Source organism: Synechococcus sp. PCC 6717 (genome assembly GCF_022698185.1).
GTDB classification, from domain to species: Bacteria; Cyanobacteriota; Cyanobacteriia; order Thermosynechococcales; family Thermosynechococcaceae; genus Thermosynechococcus; species Thermosynechococcus lividus.
Map to the genome: position 1 here is coordinate 1 of NZ_JAKLTV010000020.1, position 21,382 is coordinate 21,382.

Consider the following 21,382-nt stretch of genomic DNA (forward strand, 5'->3'; position numbering starts at 1 on the left):
ATTTTTGGCGGTGATGCTCTTGCGTTACGCCGCTGATTTGACACTCCCACCACCTAAAGGTGGGGGATTCTTACGCAGTCCATAAACGAACTCATAAAGGCGTTGTCAAGACGCYCCTACACAGCTCCTAGAGGCAAAGCCCCAAGGTTCTGCTTACTTGTAACAACTGTCGCCGATTGGGTTTTTCACCAAGGATGGCGACCAAGTATAGTTTAGCACAGAGCAACTAAAGTTGCTTTAGGGCTTTTCCACCCCGTACTAAAGTACGGAGCTACCAAGCTAACCCTCTGTGTCAGTGCAGAACTGTGCTGGACAAAGACCCCAACGCAGCTATCAACATTGTGGAGCTAGGTTGACGGACTGTGGGGCACACAGGCTCTTACGCTGGTGGAGACGAGGCCGCTACTCATCTTCTGGAAACAGAGGTTGAGCACGTCACCTCGTTGACGCAGAAACCTTCATCGGCGACGATGGAATCCTCTTTCTGAGCACAGCGAAGGAAGGGGAGGATGTCAACTCTGGAGCAGTTGGATGCGTTGGGGGAAGCACTCCTCGAGTTTCAAGACTTTAACGATCTCGAAATCTGGCCAGACTCCCAGCCCAACGGTTAGTCTAGTGTTGATTTGCGTGGTGCAGCATGCCAATACCGATCGCCGTCACAACCGTCTTGGGAAGCCAACTGGCAACAATGGGGCTGACAGCTCCCCCTTCGCCAAACGCTGTAAAAATGAAGCTCACTACGTAGTAACCAAAAATAATCGCTACACTAAGGCCAAAGGCACGTCCCTGACCTTGGCGAGGTGAGCTAATGCCTAAAACTGCGCCGATCAGGGCAAAACCAACACAAACAAAGGGCAAAGACAGCTTTTCTTGCAACTGCACCTGCCATTGTCGCAGCCGTTTCATATCCCCACTTTCGGCCAAGATCTGGCTGTGGTGGTACATTTCGCGACTGGTCATGAATTCAGGATCGCGGGTTTCTTGGGCTAAATCAAGGGGGGTGCGTGGATAGGCAAAATATCGCTCCCCAAAGGGTTCAACGGCTTCATAGTCTTGGGCGGGGTTGAGGCGATAAAGTGCGCCACGGCGAAATATCCAAACAGCGCCTTGCCACTCTGCTGCTTCTGCTCTAAGGATTTCTCGCAACTCGCCATCCTGAAAATTTAGTACTGTGACCTCTCCCATCACGCGGCCATCAAACGTATGGGCAAAGAACAACTGCTGAAGCTGACCATGGGCAAAGCGACGGTAGAAAATATTTTTGGGATGGTAGGTTGGCAGGGGTTGGCCAATGGCCGTGCGCAGGGTTTCAATGGCGCGGTAGGCAAGGGGGGGAGCCACAAGCTCATTGAGGCCAAAGGTTAGGATCAAGGCAAGGAAGCCCGCCATGAGGGCAGGGCAGACCAAGCGCACTGGGCTAACCCCGCAACTTGTGCAGGCAATGACTTCGCTGCGGCGGGAAAGTTGGCTATAGGCTAACAGTGCCCCAAATAGCACGGCCATAGGAATACCTAGGACGGCAAAGGTCGGTAGACGTAGGAAAAAAACTTGCACGGCACTAAAAATGCCGAGATTATTTTCGACCATGTTCCGAATGAGATAGAACACAGTACCAATCACGGCGGCGATCGCCGTAAAAATGCCAAACCCAACCACAAAGGGTTGGATCATCTGCCGGAGAATGTAGCGATCCAGTAAGGACAGGTAAGGCACCGAAATAGCAGTGGGTAGGCGCATGGGAGAAAAAAACCTGATTTCACCTTATCAAGTTTTGGCTTGCCATCAGCCTCGGAAGGATGTCACCCTAGATAGAGATGTGGACACAAGGTCAGTTTGGGAATTACAGGCTCAGCATGGCAAAAGCAACCAAAAAGAAATCACCGAAATCTACAGCAACAAAAGCCGCCAAGCCAGAGACGGGAGCCACACCAGCAGTGGTGGATCCTGCCACTCTCACCTACGAGGCGGTGATTGGCCTAGAAATTCACTGCCAGCTTAATACCGCCACAAAAATCTTTTCCGGTAGCTCGACTCAATTTGGTGCGCCGCCAAATACGAATATTGATCCGGTGTGTTTGGGGCTGCCGGGCACCTTACCGGTGCTCAACGAGAAAGTGCTGGCCTATGCGGTTAAGGCGGGTTTGGCACTGAATTGCCAGATTGCCCCCTACAGTAAATTCGACCGCAAGCAGTACTTCTACCCTGATCTACCTAAAAATTACCAAATTTCCCAGTACGATCTGCCAATTGCCCAGCACGGCTTTCTGGAAATTGAGTTGATTGATGACGCGGGTACCGTCCGTCGTAAAAATATAGGCATTACCCGGCTACACATGGAAGAGGATGCAGGGAAGTTGGTTCACGCGGGGAGCGATCGCCTTGCCGGTTCGACCTACTCCCTTGTGGATTTGAACCGGGCAGGTGTTCCCTTAGTAGAAATTGTTTCAGAGCCAGATCTGCGCAGTGGCCAAGAAGCAGCGGAATATGCCCAAGAGCTACGACGTATCCTGCGCTATTTAGGCGTTTGTGACGGCAATATGCAGGAAGGGTCTCTGCGCTGTGATGTCAACATTTCTGTGCGGCCAGTGGGGGCAACCACCTTTGGGACGAAGGTGGAAATTAAAAATATGAACTCTTTCAATGCCATCCAGCGCGCTATTGATTACGAAATTGAACGCCAAGTGACAGCAATTAAGGCGGGGGAACCCATCATCCAAGAAACTCGCCTTTGGGATGAGGCCACTCAGCGCACCCTAACGATGCGGGTCAAGGAAGGCTCTAGCGATTACCGTTATTTCCCGGAGCCGGATCTAGGGCCTATTGAAGTGAGCACCGAGCAATTGGCGGCATGGCGCAAGGAACTGCCGGAACTGCCCGCCCAAAAGCGGCGCCGCTACGAGTCGGAGTGGAGTTTGCCCCCTCAAGATGCCCGGGTGCTAACGGATGAGCGGGTGGTGGCTGAGTACTTTGAAGCTACAGTGGCGGCAGGGGCACCCCCCAAACAAGCAGCGAATTGGATTATGGGGGATATAACCGCCTACCTCAAGGAACAGAAGCTCAGTATTGAGGCATTGCCCCTCACCCCCGCAGGGTTAGCGGAACTCATTGACCTCATAGAATCGGGCACCATTAGTAGCAAAATTGCTAAAGACTTACTGCCAGAGTTGTTAGCGAACGGTGGGTCTGCTAAAGCACTGGTGGCGCAAAAAGGTGTGAGCCAAATTTCCGATGTGGCCACTCTTGAGGCCATGATTGACGAAGTACTGGCAGCCCATCCCAATGAACTGGCACAGTATCGCGCGGGTAAAACCAAGCTACAGGGCTTCTTTGTCGGGCAGATGATGAAGAAAACCGGTGGCCGTGCGGATCCAAAGCTCACCAATCAACTTCTCGTGGCTAAGTTGAACGCTGAAGCCTAATCCTAGCCATGATTTCACCGTTGCCTCCGTTGACAACAGAGACCCTCTGGCAAATTCTCAATGATGAAATTGAGGATGCCACAGTGAACCACCTATTGTGGCACTGTCTGGGGTACCGCTACGATCCTGACCAGCAGACGTGGCGCTGCGATCGCGTCCCCGCGGAATGGGCCACAGCCTACCCCGATCCCCCCGACTTTATTGGCACTCGCCCAGCGATTGTCAAGCTAACCCGCTCAATTCCAGCTGCCCATAAGCAACTCTTGAAGGAGCAGTTAGGGTTTGAGGGCTACCAGATTAGCGAATTAACCCCGCGCCGCACCCGCCGCGCCACCGCCGTCAACTGGCTGCTAAGTTACCTAGCGAGTCACTGACCGAAGAGGCCCTCAGCGACTTCGATCGCCACTTGGCGAATTGCGCCATAGACGGCGGCCAGTTGCGTTTCAGTAATGCAGTAGGGCGGCAGAATATAGAGCGTTGAACCCAAGGGACGCAATAACACCCCTAGCTCCAAAAAACGGCGGCGCAGTTTTGGTACTAGCGCACTAAAATAAGAGGTCTGCTGGTCAAGGACGAGTTCCATCGCCGCAATAGTGCCACAGGTACGGAACTGGTGCAGATTGGGCACATCCGCAAGGTAAGTCTGCTGACACTGCCAGTGAAGAGCTTCTAAGCGCTCATAGGTGTGCGGCTGTGCCAGCAACAATTGCAAGGAGGCCACACTGACTGCACAGGCGAGGGGATTGCCGGTGTAGGAGTGGCTATGGAAGAAGGCTCGCGCCGGATCATCGTCGTAAAATGCTTGATAAATCGCCTCAGTGGCCAAGGTCACCGCAAGGGGTAAGCAGCCTCCTGATAAGCCTTTAGATAAGCAGAGCACATCCGGCTGGGTTCCGGCTTTTTCGCAGGCAAAGAGGGCACCCGTGCGCCCAAAGCCAGTCATAACCTCGTCGTACACCACCAATMCCCCGTAGGCCTTTGCTAGTGCGGAGACCGCCTGTAAAAATTCAGGGCGACACATCCGCATCCCTGCGGCACCCTGCACCAAGGGTTCGATAAATAGGGCTGCATACTCATTCGGTGCAGCATCCAGCGTCTTTTGCAGTTCAGCAAGTGCTGCTGCTTCCTTAGCGCTGACGTCTGGGTCATCCGGATAGGTGGCGGGATAGGGAACAACGGTTAGGGGGGGCAGTAGCGGCTGAAAGGGTTGCCACCACGGGGAACTTTGGCCGACGGTCATCGCCCCTAGGGTATCGCCATGGTAGCCACCGGCAAAGCCAATCAGGCGCGATCGCTGGGGCTGGCCGACCTGCTGCCAATACTGGTAAGCCATTTTGAGGGCAACTTCAACTGCGGTTGAGCCATTATCCGAAAAAAAGACCCGTTGCAGTGGAGCGGGGGTGTGCTCACACAGGAGGTGCGCTAGGGTTTCCGCTGGCTCGTGGCTAAAGCCAGTAAAAATGACGTGCTCAAGGGTTTGCGCCTGGTGATAGAGTGCCTCTGCCAGCACAGGATGGCTGTGACCATGGAGGGTGACCCACCAACTAGAAATGGCATCAATGATCTGGCGCCCCTCCTTCAGCTCAAGGATGGCACCGGCTGCCCGCTCGACATGGAGTGGGGGGTCAGCGGTTTTCATTTGGGTGAAGGGCTGCCAAATAGGTGAGTGTGGCATGGCTAGGTCTCCGGCGGGGGCACAGCGTTACCGTCAGCCTGACTAGACTTAAGGCAAGCCTTTAGGGTACTAAAGACCGTATCGGGAACCGCACAGCGGAGCGATCGCCCGAGGCGTTTTTTTTGCTGCGCCAGTTTTAGGCACTCTGACGTAGGACAGAGGTAGGCCGATCGCCCCATCCCCTCGCCAACCTTGACGGCATGGTCAGGCCAACGGCGGACAATGCGCCAAAATTCAGTGCGATTCGCTACACGACCGCAGGCCACGCAGCGCCGCTGTGGTATCCCCATGGACATATCTCTCTTAACTTGCCGTGTTTTGATCCTGATCCTCTAGGGCGGCGATCGCCAACCGATCTTCCTCCTCGTAGTTGTAGGTTGTACTGTCGCGGACTTCAATTTTCCAACCGGTGAGGCGGGTTGCCAAACGAACATTTTKACCTTCTTTGCCAATGGCTTGGGACACCTTATCGGGAGCCACCAGCACATGGGCAATTCGGGCTTCGGGATTAATCAGGCGCACTTCTTCCACAGGAGCTGGGCTGAGGGAGTTAGCAATGTAGGTGGCTGGATCCGGCGACCACCGAATCACATCAATTTTCTCGCCGCGCAACTCATTGACCACCGCTTGAATACGAGAGCCGCGCGCCCCAATGCAGGCACCCACCGGATCCACATCCCGCTCTAGGGTATCCACCGCAATTTTGGTTCGCGGCCCTACCTTATGGTTCGGGGGATTGGCCTCGCGGGCAATGGCAACGATCCGCACCACTTCATCTTCAATTTCCGGGACTTCGTTGGCAAATAAATACACCACTAGCCCAGCATCTGCCCGAGAGACCTCCAGTTGTGCTCCCCGTTGCGGCCCTTCCTTAACCCGCTTGAGATAGACCTTAAAGGTCGAATTGGCACGGTAATTATCGTTGGGGAGTTGCTCCCGTTTAGGTAGCTCCGCTTCGACCTCCGGCTGGCTGGCATCGCTGCGCACTGCCATAATTACAGAGCGGCGTTCAAACCGCAAAACCCGCCCCAGTAATACGGTGCCTTCTAAGTCTTGGAATTCCTCCTGTATCAGTCGGCGCTGCTGATCCCGTAGCTTTTGAGACAACACTTGTTTGGTTTGCATGGCAGCCATGCGGCCGAATTCTTGGTGGTCGGGGGTCACGTCCAACAGCACCGTATCCCCTAATTGGGCATCCTGTACGACTTCCACCACGTCCGCAAGGGCAATCTCACGATCTGGGTTGGTAACTGTTTCCGTAATAGTTTTTGTGGCCAGCACCCGAAATCCTTCCTGCTCGGTATCTAACTCCACTTCAAAATTGGCAAAGTGATCGTCCTCGAAGTGGGCATGGTCAGGGCGCAAGCTGCGGCGATACCGCTCGTAACCTTTGAGAAGGGCTTCCTGAAGGGCTTGGTGGACGGCATGTTTTGGTAAGTGCCGCTCCTGACTGATTTCGTTAATCATGGCCCGTAGGCCCGGTAAGCGATAGGTACTCATGGTAAGCTCCAAATGGATGTGTCGTTAAGCTGCCCAGACCCTTTAAGCCTCGGCAGGGGGGGTGTAAAGCTGAACCGTGGCAATCAGGGCACGCGGAATGGCCAGCGATCGCCCCTTTTGACTCAGATAGACATTAACCTCATCCCGGCGAACTAGGTTGCCCTCCCATAGGGTTTTGCCGCGATGGGGCGCAGTAGTGGTCACCCGCACGGGAAAGCCACGAAACGTACTGAAGTCGCGGTCGCTCGTTAAGAAATCCGACAGACCCGGACTTGACACCTCCAGCACGTAAGCACAGGTCAGATCCGCCGTTGCATCCAACACGCTTTCAAGGGCGCGACTCATGCGCTCACAGTCGTCTAAACTGGTGTCGGTGCCAGGGTGCCGCACCTCAACCCGCAGAATTGGCGGCGACTGATGGGTGTGCCACTGCACACTCACAAGGTCTAGGTGTTCTTGGTTAGCGACCTGCTGCGCCAGTGCTTGGACAACAGGTAGAAGCGATTGCATTGTCATAGGAAATAAAAAAGGCGGGTCATTGCCCACCGTACACACGTAGAGTGTCTGTAAACTAAGCCCCTACAGTACACGGTACCGCTGGAGACTCTACTAGTGGTTGTACACCGTCTGGGCGTAACCCATAGATGCATGGTGCCTCAACCACTTGGCTGGTTTACACGCAGCCATCACCGTGACTCACCACAGGTGTCCTACACCTTACAAGTGTACACCGTCGCAACACATGTCTGCGCTACTGGATGGATAACAAAGGAGTTGGTCAGTACGGCCTCTCTAAGCTCACGAGTGTTGAATTTAGTAAAGAAAGACAGAAAAAAGTAGCCAAACAGCTATGATTTGGCTACAAATACAACAAATAATTGTTTGTGGGCATCCTAAAATCTCTCGCCGGTATTGTCAAATCTTTACTCGCTGAGTTGCCCAGCCGTGATGACCCTAAACTCAATTCAGAGTGATTTTTCCTCTTGTGGCTCACCCTCATTTTAGATAAAAACGTCAACAGTTGTCATGACCTATTGTTTCAGTTAAAATACCATAGCGTCAAATTCAACCTGTCCACCGTTTCCAAAGCTTGGAAACACAGAGACCCTGCGCCAATTCAGAAGATTTACCAAAAATTAGTTCGAAACCTGTGGTAATCTTTGATTCAGTCACGGTAGTTCACGTGGCTTAGATAACGATGCTTGTGAGCTATGTTTTCTCTAGGCGCACTGCATACCACTGCACATAGCCGCCATTGGGCAGTCGTAGCTCGCAACCAGTGTCTATCAGGTGTTGCGCTTGGCTAACAGCATCAGGTAACGGCTGTAAATCGTAGGGCAACTCTAAGTCCGGTAATTCTAAATAGGTCACAAGCTTCTCTTGCAACTCTGCCGCAGTTAGAAACACCTCTGTGGCGGTGGTTGACTCCAAAACAACATACCAGCCTTCTCTAGGCATTACATCCACCCCGATAAAAATGATCCATTGAGTTCACGTCCAGTCTAGGCACCAGCTTGAAGTGCCTCCACCTCTTTCAGGAGCCGCTCAATGGGTGCATTTGCCTCCAAAAAGGAAAAGAGATGCTTATACCGTAGCGTTCCCTGCCGATCAATCAAGAATTGCGCTGGTAAGGGTGCTCCCAGTGCTTGCCCTGTTCCATACTTACGAAACAGGCGACATTGGGGATCCACCAGCAATGGCATCTTCAACCCCAAGTCTGCTGCCACTTGTTCACTTTGCCGTTGATCAGTACTCGTGACCACAAGTACTGCTGTCCCCTTACTCTGAAATGTTTCATAGTGTTCATTTAGCGCTTTGAGATGGGGGTAGCACAAGGGACAGTACTGGTGCTCCGTGAAAATGCGGGTAAACGCGAGTAGTAGGGGCTGCTCTTGCCACACTGCTGAAAGACGCACCTGGTTAGCCAACCCAACTGCAGGCAATTCACCGTCAGGAACCGCTTCTCCCTGTAGCAGTTGATTATGAGCAGGCACAGGCCATGCATTTTGCCAAAAGCGGTCATTAAAAAGGCCACTGAAGTTATTCGAGGTCAGGAAAGGTAACTGAATGGCCATAACTCTCTCTTGCTCTTAACTGCTCAGCCCCTAGGGAGATATTTTAATGGCTGTTGGCTCCAGAAATGTTGAAAGTAGATACATAACTTTATCTGCTACCCAATGGTTTTACGATCAAAACGGTTACCATTACCTGTAAGGCTGATGGATGGTATGTAACATGGGGTCACTGAGAAACCCATACTCTATGCGTCAGCATGAGTGCGGAAGTATGTCACGGTAAATGTACAGTCTTGATGCGCTTGTGCCCTATGCCCAATATTGCCACACCCTTAGCCGCCCTCAGGCAGCACCGCTGGTTTAAGCTCATTAACGGTGCCAGTTTTCAGGATGTGGCACAGGTGTATAATGTGACGCTGGCCTACAGCTTAGCGGGTGCCGACTGCATTGATGTGGCAGCGGATTCAGCGGTGATTCAGGCAGCGGTTGAAGCAGTGGAAACAGCCCAAAGGCTTGGGGGGGGCCGTCCGCTGATCATGGTGAGTATTAACGATGGCGCAGACCCCCACTTTCGCAAAGCCACCTTTGATCCGCGCCAATGCCCCACCGACTGTGAGCGGCCTTGTCAGCGAATTTGTCCTGCTGCTGCGATTTCGTTTACTGCCGATGTGCAAGGAATCCTGCGCGATCGCTGTTATGGCTGTGGGCGCTGTTTACCCCTGTGCCCCGCTGGCCTTATCCAGACCTACGAACAACCCGCTGCCTTTGCCAACATCACCCCCCTGATTCAGGCAGGCACCGTGCAAGCCCTTGAAATTCATACCCAGCCCCATCGCTACGATGCCTTTTACGCCCTGTGGCAGCAGGTACAGCCGTGGACAGGGTACCTGAAAGTACTAGCCATTAGCTGTCCCCAAGGGGAAGAGGTCATCAGCTATCTGCGGTGGCTCAGTGAGTTGATCCAGCCCCTGCAGTGTGAACTCATCTGGCAGGCGGATGGTCGCCCTATGAGTGGCGATATTGGCGATGGGGCAACCCGAGCCACCATTCAATTTGGCCAAGCCATTCTGGAGGCAAATTTACCCGGATTTGTCCAGCTTGCGGGCGGCACAAATGGGCATACGGTTGCTAAACTCAGGGCAATGGGGTTATTGCCGCCACGGGCAACAGCAAAGGCGATCGCCGGTGTCGCCTACGGCAGTTATGCCCGCAAGTGCTTGGCCGTGTTTCACACAATGGCCGATCAACCATGGCAAACCGTTCCCGACATTCTCAATGCGGCGGTTGCCGCAGCGGCTGCTCTTGTCCACCCTCTCAAATCTGTCCCGTCGCCCCTTGCACCCTATGGTTGAATTGACTGCTGGACAACGTCAGGTTACCGATGATTTGGATCAACTACTGGCCATTTTGCCACCACCCTTGGGGTACTCCCTCACTGATCATCCCCAGCGCGAAGAACTCCTAGAAATTGTTTTAGACTTAGGGCGGCTGCCGGAAGCCCGGTTTATGCAAAGTACCCAGTACCTTGCCGAAACCCCTGTTAGCCGCGAGATGCTACAGTACGCCGTGGCTCGAGTGGGTGAGTTTAGCGGCGATAATCGCGCTGGCATTGAACGCACCCTGCACCGGATTAGCGCCCTGCGGAACCGTCAGGGCACCATCATTGGCCTCACCTGCCGCGTGGGTCGCGCTGTTTTTGGCACGATTGGCATGATTCGCGATCTGGTAGAAAGTGGCCAATCCATTTTGTTGCTGGGTCGCCCCGGTGTGGGTAAAACCACTGCCTTGCGGGAAATGGCGCGGGTCTTAGCGGATGATTTGCGTAAACGAGTGGTGATTATTGACACCTCCAACGAAATTGCTGGTGATGGCGATATTCCCCATCCAGCCATTGGTCGAGCGCGGCGGATGCAGGTGGCTCGCCCCGAACTCCAGCACCAAGTGATGATTGAGGCGGTGGAAAACCACATGCCGCAGGTGATTGTTATTGATGAAATTGGCACCGAACTGGAAGCCTTAGCGGCTCGCACCATTGCTGAGCGGGGGGTGCAACTCATTGGCACCGCCCACGGCAACCAAATTGAAAATTTGATTAAAAATCCGACCTTGGCAGACTTGGTGGGGGGGATTCAATCCGTGACCCTTGGGGATGAGGAGGCACGGCGGCGGGGCACCCAAAAAAGTGTTCTTGAACGGAAAGCTCCTCCCACCTTTCAGATTGCAGTCGAAATGCTCGAGCGCGATCGCTGGGTTGTTCACCTCGATGTGGCCGAAAGTGTCGATCTGCTCCTGCGGGGGCGCGTACCCAATCCTGAGTTACGCACCGTTGCCGAGAATGGCACCGTCGTTGTCACCCATCCGGCGCCGGAACCTAGTCCCCAACGCTCAGAGTGGCCACCTGCCAACGTCCGCAGTTCATGGCGCGACAGTGGCCAGATGCAACCCCTAGGAGAGCCGCTGCGCGATCGCGCCAACTTTGCCCAGCTTCTCGAAGCAACCCTAGATGCACCGACCGTTGGCCCCAACGGCGAGGAACTGCCCCTGCACATTTTTCCCTACGCGGTGAGCCGCCACCACCTCGAGCAAGCCATTCACACCCTGCATCTGCCGGTGGTGATTACGCGAGACATTGATCAAGCAGATGTAATTCTTACCCTGCGATCGCACCTAAAGGGGGAAAGTAAATTACGGCATCTAGCTCATATTCACCATTTGCCAGTCCATAGCATTAAAGCCAACAGCATGGCTCAAATTGTGCGGGGGCTGCGGCACCTATTAGGGATGGAAGACACCAGCCCAACGGACACAGCCGATCTATCCCTGTTTAGTCCTAGCGGCAGTAACGATGAACTCGAAGCCCTTGAGGAAGCGCGCCTTGCGGTCGAAGAAATTGTTCTGCCCAAAGGGCAGGCGGTCGAGCTACTGCCCCGCTCCGCCAATATTCGCCGGATGCAACACGAACTCATTGAGCACTATCAGTTAACCGCCTGTAGCTTCGGCGAAGAACCCAACCGGCGGCTACGCATTTATCCTAGCCGTCCCCATTAGCGGCTGAGTACCGTTATGGATGCCTAGAGGACGCATTCAGTAAGACGATATGTCCCGATGCGCCCTATCTCAGGCCATCCTCAGAGCAGGTGAACAGCAGGAACTACAACAACGACACGCGAATGTGTTACAAAACACAAAAAAAGCCAAGGGAGTCACCTTGGCCGGATGAAAATATCGTGTTTAGCAGTTAACTGCAACCAGGAGCTGCATTACTATTCCCTTCTATAACAGTGGAGGTGGTGATGCCACTGGCGACGGTGACACAGCCGGTCACCCCTGTGCCAGCGGGATCGGTGGCAYTTGTTTTAGCAATTGCACTCGTACCGCCATTAGTAATGATATCGAGCGAGCTGTAACCATCAGGTGTAGAAACGCCTAGTTTTAGGGTAGTGAGATCAGAAGCAAAAGTTGTCTTCTCAAGACGGTAGGCTTGCTGGGCACGGTTAATGGCACCGATGGTATTTTTGGCACTAGAGAGACGGGCTTTGGCGGCTTGGTTCAGCATGGAGGGCAGCGCAATGGCAGCCAGAATACCAATGATGATCACCACCACGAGTAGCTCGATGAGGGTGAAGCCTTCGTCGGCTTTTTTCTTGGCGAGCAGGTGCTGGAGGAATTTAGCTTAAAGCTCAGTTTTCATAACAATGCAACTCCTTGAATTCGAGTGGGGCACGGCAGACTGCCTCTAGAGATCAACATACCCATGCCACGGGGGTAAACTAACAGAGTATCTAAAAATTTTCCACGTTGACCCGTCGCAGGCGTGAATAGCGACGACCGACTCATCCCCGCTATGTACATGGATAGGGGGTTCCGCGAGATCAGTTAAACTGGGAGTAATTGTTCGAACTCGTCAATGGCAGCCGCACATGAAGCACGGTCAACGCATTTCCCAGCGACTCAGTCAACTGGTTTTGGTGCTGGGCTTATCGTTAACCCCCACAAGCGTTGGGCTGGCGCAGTCGAGTAATAGCCAGACCGTGTCCTACAGCCAGTTTATTGCTGACCTCAAAGCTGGGGAGGTCAGCTCTGTCGAGCTGTACCAAGAGCAACGCCTAGCCAAGTTTCGGCGCAAGGATCAGCCAGAGAAGTCGCCCCCAAACGATGTCTTCCTCTTTGACCGCAATCCAGAATTGGTGGAACTCCTGCGGCAAGTCAGCCTCAAATATGGCACCCATGTGCGAGTTGTGCCCTCCGGTAGTGATAGCGTTGTGGTGGGGGTGATTTCTAATCTGTTGCTGGGGTTCTTCCTGCTCATTTTGTTTTTGATGATTATTCGCCGTGCCAATGGCGCTGGTGGCCCCGGTCAAATTTTGAATTTTGGCAAGTCGCGGGCACGCTTTCAGATGGAAGCTCAGACGGGTGTTACGTTTGATGATGTGGCTGGCATTGAAGAGGCTAAGGAAGAACTGCAAGAGGTCGTTACGTTCCTCAAAAGTGCCGAGAAGTTTACCTCTATTGGTGCGCGTATTCCCAAGGGGGTGCTGTTGATTGGGCCGCCGGGCACGGGTAAGACCCTTCTGGCCAAGGCGATCGCCGGTGAAGCCGCAGTGCCCTTCTTTTCTATTTCCGGTTCCGAATTTGTAGAAATGTTTGTTGGTGTCGGTGCCTCACGGGTGCGGGATCTGTTCAAAAAAGCCAAGGAGAATGCCCCTTGCTTGGTCTTTATTGATGAAATTGATGCGGTAGGTCGCCAGCGGGGAGCTGGCATTGGCGGTGGGRATGATGAGCGCGAGCAAACCCTCAACCAACTCCTGACAGAAATGGATGGGTTTGAGGGGAATACCGGCATTATTGTGATTGCAGCCACAAATCGCCCCGATGTCTTAGATGCGGCACTGCTGCGCCCCGGTCGATTTGACCGCCAAATTACCGTGGATTTGCCGAGCTACAAAGGCCGCCTACAAATTTTGCACGTCCATGCCCGCGATAAGAAGATAGCAGACGAGGTCTCCTTAGAGGCGATCGCCCGTCGTACCCCTGGGTTTTCTGGGGCAGAACTGGCGAACCTCCTCAACGAAGCTGCTATTCTCACGGCGCGTCGGCGCAAGAGTGCCATCTCAAACGCCGAAATTGACGATGCCATTGATCGAGTCACCATTGGCATGACCCTCGCCCCCCTACTCAATAGCAAAAAGAAATGGCTCATCGCCTATCACGAAGTGGGGCACGCACTGCTCATGACGCTGCTGAAGCACGCAGACCCCCTCAACAAAGTGACGATTATCCCCCGCTCTGGGGGAGTGGGGGGCTTTGCCCAACAGATCTTTGATGAAGAGCGGGTGGACAGTGGGCTTTATACCCGCGCTTGGCTCCTAGATGAGATCACTATTCTCTTGGGGGGGCGTGCTGCCGAAGTTGAAATTTTTGGCGATGCCGAGGTTACCATCGGTGCGAGTAGTGATCTGCGGGCGGTGGCTAATTTGGCGCGGGAAATGGTCACCCGTTACGGGATGTCTGACTTGGGGCACCTTGCCCTTGAAACCCCGGGCAATGAAGTCTTTTTAGGGCGGGATCTCATGCCGCGATCGGAGTATTCAGAGGCGATGGCGGTGCAGATTGACCATCAAGTGCGCGAAATTGTAATGCACTGCTACGACATTGCCCGTAAGCTCATCCGCGAACATCGCGCGGCGATCGACAAACTCGTTGAACTGCTACTGGAAAAAGAAACGATTGATGGGGATGAGTTCCGAGCATTGGTGCGCCAATACACCCATTTACCAGTGAAAGAACCCGCGTGGAAAGCAATGGCTACGCCAGTATCTTTTGTCGCCAACGACGCACAACAGTCATAGCTTAGGAGCAACCCATGGCGGCAGGGGAGCGAGAGCAGGTACGGCACCTGTTAGTGCTCGAAGATACTGCGGGTCGTCGTCCTATTCTTCTGGAAGCAGCCACCTATTCCATTGGGCGCGACCCTACGAACTCCATTGTGCTGCACTCAAAGATGGTGTCACGGCAGCATGGCCTGCTGTTACGAGTCACCAGTCCCGAGAGTAATAGCTATCTTTTTCGGCTCATTGATGGCGATCTCCAAGGGAAGCGCAGCACCAACGGTATTTTAGTGAATGGTCAGCGTACAATTTCCCATGACTTGCGCAGCGGCGACATGATCGTCTTCGGTGGCGATGTGCGGGCACGCTACTTGACGCTGACCAACCTGACCAATGCAGAGTTTAGCGACTTTTGCCAAAGTACGGATGTATTGGGGTTCTTATCAAAAACCACCAACCCCTTCGCCACCTTAGTTCCCCATGACCAAACCAACATTGAAGAATTTAGTGAAGCCGCCCTTGTGCGCTTGGCCTCCTACCCGGAATTGACCCCCACCCCCATTTTAGAAGTGGATTTAGAGGGTCACGGTGACGTATCTGAACCCAGCAGCAGTGATGCAGTTTGGGGATTTACAGCAGCGCAAACTGAGTCACCCCTTGCTCATTGGCTTGCCAGAGCTAGCGTGCTATATGCAGCAAACCCAAGAAAAAGTCCATGTACGGGAAGTGGAATACCAGCAGCGTATCTATGAACAGTCCATTCACTATATCTACGAGAGTGAGTTAATTCGCAGCTATGTGATGGATGTTACCGATCGCAAGCGAGCGGAGGAGCAACTGCGCAACCAAGCCCGTCGCGAAGCAATTATTAACCGGATTATTCAAGCCATGCGGACGACCATGGTGGCAGCGGAAGTCTTGCAAATTACGGCTGATCTTTTACTGGAGGTTCTGGGTTCTAGTCTGTGTTTGATTACCCAATCTACAGTTGATAGTTCTACCTATGCTGCGCGTGCCCACCTGAACCCGCCCCCGTCACCGTTGGTTGCCCTGAACAGAGCAGTTATTGCCACCTATGAACCCGCCTTAATCACGGGTGAACAGATCATGTTGATCACGGGAAGTGGGGAGATTCCGGATCGCCTCCAAGAGCAGATCACTCACTGTAATGTCAATGCTCTGGTGGTCACCCCCTTAATTTATCTGGGGCAACTGTTGGGGCATATTACTCTGCTGGAGGTTGACAGCGAGGCGATTGAGCGCACCTCGATCTTTTGGGGCGATGGCCAAATGCTACAGCAAACTTTACCCAATGGTTGGACCTTCGATGATTTAAGCTTACTGAAAACCATTGCCGATCAGTGTGCCCTAGCGATTCATCAAGCCCAGCTTTACCAGAGGGTGCAGGAACTGAATGCGGATCTCGAGCGGCAAGTGCGGGCGCGAACCGCAGAATTAGAGCAAAAAATGAAAGAGCTAGAGCGGCTCAATGCGCTCAAGGATGATTTTCTCAGTACCGTGTCTCACGAATTGCGCAGCCCCATGGCCAATATGAAAATGGCAATTCACATGCTCAAACACACGCCCATGGACGAACGACAGCAGCGTTATCTGAATATCCTCAGCAATGAGTGTGCGCGTGAAACAGAGCTGATTAACGACCTGCTCGACCTTCAGCGCCTAGAAGCGGGGCGCAGCCAAATTCAACAGGAGCTGATTGATCTTAATACATGGCTCCCTCTCATCCTTGAACCGTTTCATAACCGGATGCAGCAGCGGCAGCAGTGTTTGCAAATTATCCAGCCCGCCTCGTTGCCGCCACTGCTCTCCAATCGCCACGCCTTGGAGCGCATTTTGGCAGAGCTACTGAACAATGCCTACAAGTACAGTCCGGCGGGTGGGCAAATTACGTTATCCTTKCTGCTGCTAGAGGGCGATCGTCTGCAAATTCAAGTCAGCAACCCCTCTGAAATTCCCAGTAGCGAACTGCCGCGCATTTTTGAAAAGTTTTACCGCATCCCCAACGCCGACCCATGGCAGCAGGGGGGAACCGGCCTAGGCTTGGCCTTGACCCAAAAACTGGTGCAGCAATTACGGGGAGAGGTTAGTGTCACCAGTACTGCGGGTTACACCACCTTTACCCTTATTTTCCCCATTGCTAAAACTGCTGAGAGTTGATCCCCACCCCTAATGATAAAATAGGGTGCTAACATTTTCAGGGTGCCATGACCCTTTCGCGAGTCGCTTTAAGTAACCTACAGCGGGAGTTAGAGCAGTTATTAGCGCGCTTGGACAGCCAACCCCACGGCGATCTCATTTACCAAGCCCTGCAAATATTTACGAATATTGCTGACGAGGAACTCGAACGGCTGGATTGGAAAATACTCCGTTCGTGCTTGCGGGATATGCACCAAGCGCTGCGGGTGTTTGCCCCCTATCGCCACACCCGCAAAATTTCAATTTTTGGCTCCGCCCGTACAGTGGATACCGCACCGGTCTATCACATGGCGGTCAAGTTTGCCCAAGCAGCCAGTGCTGCCGGATTTATGATCATCACTGGTGCAGGGGGCGGCATCATGGAGGCGGGCAATAAAGGCGCGGGTCCAGAGAAGTCCTTTGGCCTCAACATTGAATTGCCCTTCGAACAGGGAGCTAACCCCTACATCGAAGGCGACCCCCGCCTGATTCACTTTAAGTATTTCTTTACCCGCAAGGTATTTCTGATCAAGGAAACGGACGCGATCGCCGTCTTTCCGGGGGGCTTTGGCACCCAAGATGAAGCCTTTGAGTGTCTCACCCTCTGCCAAACGGGCAAAGCCCCGCCAACCCCGCTCGTGTTGATGGATGTGCCGGAAGGCACCTACTGGCAACGTTGGGATCAACTGGTGCAAGAGGAGTTTTGTGGCGCGGGTCTCATTAGTAACGAAGACCGCGAACTATATCGTATCTGCACCAATGTTGAGGAGGGGTTAGAGTATTTAAGCGGGTTTTATCGGGTGTATCACTCCTGCCGCTACGTGGGCGATCGCCTCGTGTTGCGCCTCAACCAAGACATTAGTGATGCGGCCTTGGCAGACCTTAATCGCGATTTTGCCGATATTCTTCTCTCCGGTCGCATTGAGCGCACTGCCCCCCTGCCGCGCGAAATAGAAGACGAACAGCCCACCAACCACCCCCTGTTAACCCATACCCTGCATCTGCCTCGCCTGATCCTGCACTTTAACCAGCGGGACTACGGTCGGTTGTATCAACTGATTTATCGCCTCAATGGCTTGGCAACCGCCACAGCCACCTACCATCCCGAACGCAAGTAGGGCTGGACTGTATTGATTAGTAGAGATTGACCATCACCGATTGACAGCATACCCATGATTGAACGTTACACCCTTGCCCCGATGGGGCACCTTTGGACGGATGCCTATAAATTCAAAACGTGGCTCGATGTAGAACTAGCCGTTTGTGAAGCTCAGGCAGAACTAGGGTATATCCCTGCGGAGGCGTTGGCAGACATTAAAGCAAAGGCCGCCTTTGACCCGCAGCGAGTGCTGGAAATCGAGGCCGAAGTCAAGCACGATGTGATTGCCTTTCTCACCAATGTCAACGAGTTTGTCGGCGATGCTGGGCGCTACATTCACCTTGGCTTGACCAGTTCCGATGTGCTAGATACCGGCTTGGCGTTGCAGTTGGTGGCGAGCTTGACCCTCCTTCAGGAGCAATTAGAGCATCTTATCCAAACTGTGCGCCATCGTGCCCAAGAACACCGCTATACCGTTATGGTAGGGCGCAGTCACGGCATTCATGCCGAACCCATTACCTTCGGCTTTAAGCTCGCTGGCTGGTTGGCCGAACTCCTGCGCCATCGCGATCGCCTCTGTCAGCTCCAGCGCACCATTGCAGTCGGTAAAATTTCTGGTGCAGTGGGCACCTACGCCAATATTGATCCACAGGTCGAAGCGATCGCCTGCCAAAAACTAGGATTACACCCCGATACTGCTTCTACTCAAGTGATCTCGCGCGATCGCCACGCTGACTATGCCCAAACGCTTGCCCTTTTGGGTGCTACACTTGAGCGCTTTGCGGTTGAAATTCGCAACCTCCAGCGCACCGATGTCCTCGAAGTCGAGGAATTCTTCTCTAAAGGGCAAAAAGGCTCCTCCGCCATGCCTCACAAACGCAACCCCATTCGTTCCGAGCGGGTCACCGGTCTCGCACGAGTGCTGCGCGGCAACGCCATGGCTGCCCTCGAAAACGTTGCCCTTTGGCATGAGCGGGATATTTCCCACAGTGCCGTAGAGCGGGTCATCCTCCCTGATAGCTCAATTCTATGCCACTTTATGCTGGTCGAGATGACGGACTTAGTGCAACACCTCCAAGTCTATCCCGAGAATATGCGCCGCAATATGAACTGCTACGGCGGCGTAATCTTTAGTCAGCGGGTGTTACTGGCACTGGTGGAAAAAGGCCTGAGCCGCGAAGCCGCCTATGCCCTAGTCCAAAAACACGCCCATGCCGCTTGGAACCGCACCGATGGTGACTTTGCCGCTAATCTCAGAGGCGATCCCGAGGTGATGCAGTACCTGAGCACCACTGAGTTAGAGGCGTGTTTTAACCCCGATCACCACCTCAAGCACCTCGAAGACATTTACCAGCGGCTGAGCATTTGAACCAACACCAGCCAGTGCAGCTCCTCAGCCTCACCACCCTAATCTTTGCCCTTACCATTGCGGTGGCCTTGGGGTGGATTATTTTGCAGATTGGGATAACAGCCTTTCCGGCGATTGAAAAGTTCGGGCTAGGTTTTTTGACCAGCACCACCTGGGATCCAGTTCGCAATATCTACGGAGTGCTGCCGCAAATTTACGGCACAATTGTCAGTGCCCTCATTGCCCTACTGGTAGCGGTGCCCCTTGGGTTGGGGATTGCAGTTTTCCTCAGTGATGACGATGGGAAGCTTCAGTGCATTTGCAGGCGGCGTTGCCTTGGCAGTGGTGATGTTACCTATTGTGATGCGCACGGCTGAAGAAGGTCTGGTATTGGTTCCTGAGGACGTCCGCTTAGCTGCTTTTGGCCTAGGCGCCACGCGTTTTGAGGTAGTTAGCCGTGTTTTGACACTCCCACCGACTAAAGTCGGGGGATTCTTACGTAGTCCACAAACGAACTCGTAAAGGCGTGAGCAAACCGCCCCTACACAGTTCCTAGAGGCAAAGCCCCAAGGTTCTGCTTACTTGTAGCAACTGTCGCCGATTGGGTTTTTCACCAAGGATGGCGACCAAGTATAGTTTAGCACAGAGCGACTAAAGTCGCTTGCGGGCTTTTCCACCCCGTACTGAAGTACGAGGCTTCCAGCCTTACCCGTTGTGACTTTGGATATTTATGCCAACCAAGTCACTGCCCTCATTGGTCCGTCTGGTTGTGGGAAAAGTACGCTACTGCGTTGCTTTAATCGCATGAACGATCTGGTTCCCGGTGCCCGTGTCGAGGGGAAGATTACCTATCACAATAAAGATCTTTACGAAAAAACAGTTGATCCAGTTGAAGTGCGGCGGCGGGTTGGCATGGTGTTTCAAAAGCCAAATCCATTCCCGAAATCTATCTACGATAATGTGGTTTTTGGTGCACGGGTCAATAAGTATAAAGGAGACCTAGACGAGCTTGTAGAAACGTCTCTGCGCCAAGCGGCGTTGTGGGATGAAGTCAAGGACAAACTCAAGGAAAGTGGTCTATCGCTCTCCGGCGGGCAACAACAGCGGCTGTGTATTGCCCGGACGATCGCCACCCGCCCAGAGGTAATTCTCATGGATGAACCTTGCTCTGCGCTTGACCCCATCTCCACCCTCAAAGTGGAGGAGCTGATTCACGAATTAAAACAGAACTATACAATTGTGATTGTCACCCACAATATGCAGCAGGCGACCCGGGTGAGCGATCGCACCGCCTTTTTCAATGCTGAGGCCACTGCTAAGGGGAATCGAGTAGGCTACCTTGTGGAGTGTGATGCCACCAGCGTCATCTTTAACAGTCCGAAAGAGCAAGCAACGATGGACTATGTGAGTGGGCGCTTTGGTTGATGTGCCCCAATTTAGCAAGAATGCCTCACCAAGCGTGCTATAGTAATAAGTCCGAGGGCGAGTGGCGAAATGGTAGACGCACTACACTCAAAATGTAGCGGGGTTTCCCCATGTCAGTTCGAGTCTGACCTCGCCCATACAGTTTATACGCCTTGCGCTTCAACGACTCCCTCTGCGGCAGCCTGATCTAGGAACCATGTACACTGCCCCTCGATCAGCATAGCTGGATAGGTGTGCGGGTCACCAGTGCGGCTAAGGATGTGACGAAGGGCGGTTTGTTTATTCGCTCCAGTCACCAGAAAGAGGATGTACCGCGCTTGGTTAATAAACGGTACGGTCAAGGTTAGGCGCGGTTGCCCATCCTTATCCCCCACGGTAACAAGGCGATCGCGTACCTGCAACGCGGCAGTGTGTGGAAACAAGGAAGCCGTATGGCCATCCGGCCCCATCCCTAAAAGGATGAGATCTAACGAGGGAATGGTGCCCGTTGCAGGAGCCAACACCTGCTGTAAGGTTGCTTCATAGCGATCAGCCGCCACGGCTGGGTCTGGCTCATCCGTTGGCATCGGGTGAATATTTGCGGTTGGAATGTCAATGTGCTTAAGCCACGTGGCCATGGCCATACCCGCATTACTGTCGGGGTGATCGTGGGGGACGTAGCGTTCATCGCCCCAAAAGATTTGCCATTGCGCCCAAGGGGTGTTCGCCTTGGCCAATCCTTCATACAGGGGTTTGGGGGTGTTACCTCCCGCTAGGGCAATTGTGAAGCACCCCCGCTTGCTAATTGCTGCTGCCGCCTGCTCAAGAACAGTATCAATTGCGGCAGCGGTGAGTGCCTGTAAGGTGGGGAAGATCTGAATGCGTGGTGTGTTCATAA

Annotated in this window: 20 protein-coding genes, 1 tRNA gene and 1 pseudogene; 13 read left to right on the forward strand and 9 right to left on the reverse strand. The window is 53.5% G+C overall.

Annotated elements, in window-relative coordinates:
* Positions 1–509: 509 nt before the first annotated feature.
* Entirely contained in the window at positions 510–611 is a 102-nt protein-coding gene (locus L5470_RS09135) for a DUF4351 domain-containing protein (RefSeq protein WP_099799026.1), read from the forward strand.
* A gap of 1 nt (position 612) precedes the next feature.
* Here the strand turns inward: L5470_RS09135 and L5470_RS09140 are convergent, their stop codons facing one another.
* Positions 613–1,737 (reverse strand): LptF/LptG family permease, encoded by a 1,125-nt coding sequence (locus tag L5470_RS09140; RefSeq protein WP_499499549.1) that lies wholly within the window; start codon positions 1,735–1,737, stop codon positions 613–615.
* 116 nt (positions 1,738–1,853) lie between these two features.
* Between L5470_RS09140 and gatB the strand changes: the two genes are divergently transcribed.
* Both gatB and L5470_RS09150 read left to right on the forward strand, forming a co-directional pair.
* Complete coding sequence (gene gatB / locus L5470_RS09145) at positions 1,854–3,419, forward strand: Asp-tRNA(Asn)/Glu-tRNA(Gln) amidotransferase subunit GatB (RefSeq protein ID WP_099799027.1); 1,566 nt, start codon at positions 1,854–1,856, stop codon at positions 3,417–3,419.
* Positions 3,420–3,427: 8 nt separating this feature from the next.
* Positions 3,428–3,793 carry a DUF1823 family protein gene (locus tag L5470_RS09150; protein WP_099799028.1) on the forward strand — a complete coding sequence of 122 codons (366 nt, stop codon included), beginning with the start codon at positions 3,428–3,430 and terminating at the stop codon, positions 3,791–3,793.
* Here L5470_RS09150 and bioA read toward each other — a convergent pair.
* The 6 genes from bioA to L5470_RS09180 form a co-directional block, all read right to left on the reverse strand.
* Complete coding sequence (bioA, locus tag L5470_RS09155) at positions 3,787–5,094, reverse strand: adenosylmethionine--8-amino-7-oxononanoate transaminase (RefSeq protein WP_499499552.1); 1,308 nt, start codon at positions 5,092–5,094, stop codon at positions 3,787–3,789. The two genes, L5470_RS09150 and bioA, sit on opposite strands and share 7 nt — an antisense overlap.
* A gap of 2 nt (positions 5,095–5,096) precedes the next feature.
* On the reverse strand, positions 5,097–5,390 hold the full coding sequence (locus tag L5470_RS09160; protein ID WP_198405954.1) for a YlxR family protein: 294 nt from the start codon (positions 5,388–5,390) through the stop codon (positions 5,097–5,099).
* Positions 5,391–5,397: 7 nt separating this feature from the next.
* Positions 5,398–6,594 (reverse strand): transcription termination factor NusA, encoded by a 1,197-nt coding sequence (nusA, locus tag L5470_RS09165; protein WP_499499554.1) that lies wholly within the window; start codon positions 6,592–6,594, stop codon positions 5,398–5,400.
* Positions 6,595–6,636: 42 nt separating this feature from the next.
* A complete protein-coding gene (rimP, locus tag L5470_RS09170) occupies positions 6,637–7,110 on the reverse strand; it encodes a ribosome maturation factor RimP (protein ID WP_099799891.1) in 474 nt (157 codons plus the stop codon).
* Positions 7,111–7,803: 693 nt separating this feature from the next.
* On the reverse strand, positions 7,804–8,052 hold the full coding sequence (locus L5470_RS09175) for a CRR7 family NDH-1 assembly protein (RefSeq protein ID WP_099799031.1): 249 nt from the start codon (positions 8,050–8,052) through the stop codon (positions 7,804–7,806).
* 44 nt (positions 8,053–8,096) lie between these two features.
* Positions 8,097–8,669, reverse strand: a complete 573-nt coding sequence (locus L5470_RS09180; protein WP_499499556.1) for a peroxiredoxin family protein — start codon at positions 8,667–8,669, stop codon at positions 8,097–8,099.
* A 251-nt stretch (positions 8,670–8,920) separates the two neighbouring features.
* Here L5470_RS09180 and ldpA point away from each other — a divergent pair, with 251 nt between their 5' ends.
* Positions 8,921–9,961: a circadian clock protein LdpA gene (gene ldpA / locus L5470_RS09185; protein WP_099799033.1), complete on the forward strand. Its 1,041-nt coding sequence runs from the start codon at positions 8,921–8,923 to the stop codon at positions 9,959–9,961.
* Positions 9,954–11,657 carry a R3H domain-containing nucleic acid-binding protein gene (locus tag L5470_RS09190; RefSeq protein WP_499499558.1) on the forward strand — a complete coding sequence of 568 codons (1,704 nt, stop codon included), beginning with the start codon at positions 9,954–9,956 and terminating at the stop codon, positions 11,655–11,657. Before ldpA ends, L5470_RS09190 begins: the two co-directional genes overlap by 8 nt.
* A 190-nt stretch (positions 11,658–11,847) precedes the next feature.
* On the opposite strand, the gene L5470_RS09195 is transcribed toward L5470_RS09190, so the two are convergent.
* On the reverse strand, positions 11,848–12,264 hold the full coding sequence (locus L5470_RS09195; protein WP_499499651.1) for a type IV pilin-like G/H family protein: 417 nt from the start codon (positions 12,262–12,264) through the stop codon (positions 11,848–11,850).
* 265 nt (positions 12,265–12,529) lie between these two features.
* Here L5470_RS09195 and ftsH point away from each other — a divergent pair, with 265 nt between their 5' ends.
* The 8 genes and pseudogenes from ftsH (at position 12,530) to L5470_RS09235 (ending at position 20,642) form a co-directional block, all read left to right on the forward strand.
* Positions 12,530–14,458 (forward strand): ATP-dependent zinc metalloprotease FtsH, encoded by a 1,929-nt coding sequence (gene ftsH / locus L5470_RS09200; RefSeq protein WP_499499560.1) that lies wholly within the window; start codon positions 12,530–12,532, stop codon positions 14,456–14,458.
* A 14-nt stretch (positions 14,459–14,472) separates the two neighbouring features.
* The gene (locus L5470_RS09205; RefSeq protein WP_499499562.1) at positions 14,473–15,189 is read left to right on the forward strand and encodes an FHA domain-containing protein; all 717 of its coding nucleotides are present in this window, start codon (positions 14,473–14,475) and stop codon (positions 15,187–15,189) included.
* Positions 15,190–15,337: 148 nt separating this feature from the next.
* Positions 15,338–16,615 carry a GAF domain-containing sensor histidine kinase gene (locus L5470_RS09210; RefSeq protein WP_499499653.1) on the forward strand — a complete coding sequence of 426 codons (1,278 nt, stop codon included), beginning with the start codon at positions 15,338–15,340 and terminating at the stop codon, positions 16,613–16,615.
* Between the two features lie 47 nt (positions 16,616–16,662).
* A complete protein-coding gene (locus L5470_RS09215) occupies positions 16,663–17,751 on the forward strand; it encodes an LOG family protein (RefSeq protein WP_499499564.1) in 1,089 nt (362 codons plus the stop codon).
* Positions 17,752–17,805: 54 nt separating this feature from the next.
* Complete coding sequence (purB, locus tag L5470_RS09220) at positions 17,806–19,101, forward strand: adenylosuccinate lyase (RefSeq protein ID WP_499499566.1); 1,296 nt, start codon at positions 17,806–17,808, stop codon at positions 19,099–19,101.
* On the forward strand, positions 19,098–19,457 hold the full coding sequence (locus L5470_RS09225) for a hypothetical protein (protein WP_499499568.1): 360 nt from the start codon (positions 19,098–19,100) through the stop codon (positions 19,455–19,457). The genes purB and L5470_RS09225 overlap by 4 nt, the downstream gene beginning before the upstream one ends.
* A 325-nt stretch (positions 19,458–19,782) precedes the next feature.
* Positions 19,783–20,505, forward strand: a pseudogene (gene pstB / locus L5470_RS09230) (phosphate ABC transporter ATP-binding protein PstB); the annotation flags it as partial.
* Positions 20,506–20,560: 55 nt separating this feature from the next.
* A tRNA-Leu gene (locus L5470_RS09235) sits at positions 20,561–20,642 on the forward strand.
* A gap of 6 nt (positions 20,643–20,648) precedes the next feature.
* Here the strand turns inward: L5470_RS09235 and pgl are convergent.
* Entirely contained in the window at positions 20,649–21,380 is a 732-nt protein-coding gene (gene pgl, locus L5470_RS09240; protein WP_499499570.1) for a 6-phosphogluconolactonase, read from the reverse strand.
* Positions 21,381–21,382: the final 2 nt, after the last annotated feature.

What these genes read in the sequence shown, in the direction of transcription:
- L5470_RS09180 (WP_499499556.1), bottom strand. Translation starts at nt 8,669, where the DNA reads ATGGCCATTCAGTTACCTTTCCTGACCTCGAATAACTTCAGTGGCCTT.
- rimP (WP_099799891.1), bottom strand. Translation starts at nt 7,110, where the DNA reads ATGACAATGCAATCGCTTCTACCTGTTGTCCAAGCACTGGCGCAGCAG.
- ldpA (WP_099799033.1), top strand. Translation starts at nt 8,921, where the DNA reads ATGCCCAATATTGCCACACCCTTAGCCGCCCTCAGGCAGCACCGCTGG.
- pgl (WP_499499570.1), bottom strand. Translation starts at nt 21,380, where the DNA reads ATGAACACACCACGCATTCAGATCTTCCCCACCTTACAGGCACTCACC.
- L5470_RS09175 (WP_099799031.1), bottom strand. Translation starts at nt 8,052, where the DNA reads ATGCCTAGAGAAGGCTGGTATGTTGTTTTGGAGTCAACCACCGCCACA.
- gatB (WP_099799027.1), top strand. Translation starts at nt 1,854, where the DNA reads ATGGCAAAAGCAACCAAAAAGAAATCACCGAAATCTACAGCAACAAAA.
- L5470_RS09140 (WP_499499549.1), bottom strand. Translation starts at nt 1,737, where the DNA reads ATGCGCCTACCCACTGCTATTTCGGTGCCTTACCTGTCCTTACTGGAT.
- L5470_RS09150 (WP_099799028.1), top strand. Translation starts at nt 3,428, where the DNA reads ATGATTTCACCGTTGCCTCCGTTGACAACAGAGACCCTCTGGCAAATT.
- L5470_RS09160 (WP_198405954.1), bottom strand. Translation starts at nt 5,390, where the DNA reads ATGTCCATGGGGATACCACAGCGGCGCTGCGTGGCCTGCGGTCGTGTA.
- L5470_RS09190 (WP_499499558.1), top strand. Translation starts at nt 9,954, where the DNA reads ATGGTTGAATTGACTGCTGGACAACGTCAGGTTACCGATGATTTGGAT.
- L5470_RS09205 (WP_499499562.1), top strand. Translation starts at nt 14,473, where the DNA reads ATGGCGGCAGGGGAGCGAGAGCAGGTACGGCACCTGTTAGTGCTCGAA.
- L5470_RS09215 (WP_499499564.1), top strand. Translation starts at nt 16,663, where the DNA reads ATGACCCTTTCGCGAGTCGCTTTAAGTAACCTACAGCGGGAGTTAGAG.
- purB (WP_499499566.1), top strand. Translation starts at nt 17,806, where the DNA reads ATGATTGAACGTTACACCCTTGCCCCGATGGGGCACCTTTGGACGGAT.
- L5470_RS09135 (WP_099799026.1), top strand. Translation starts at nt 510, where the DNA reads ATGTCAACTCTGGAGCAGTTGGATGCGTTGGGGGAAGCACTCCTCGAG.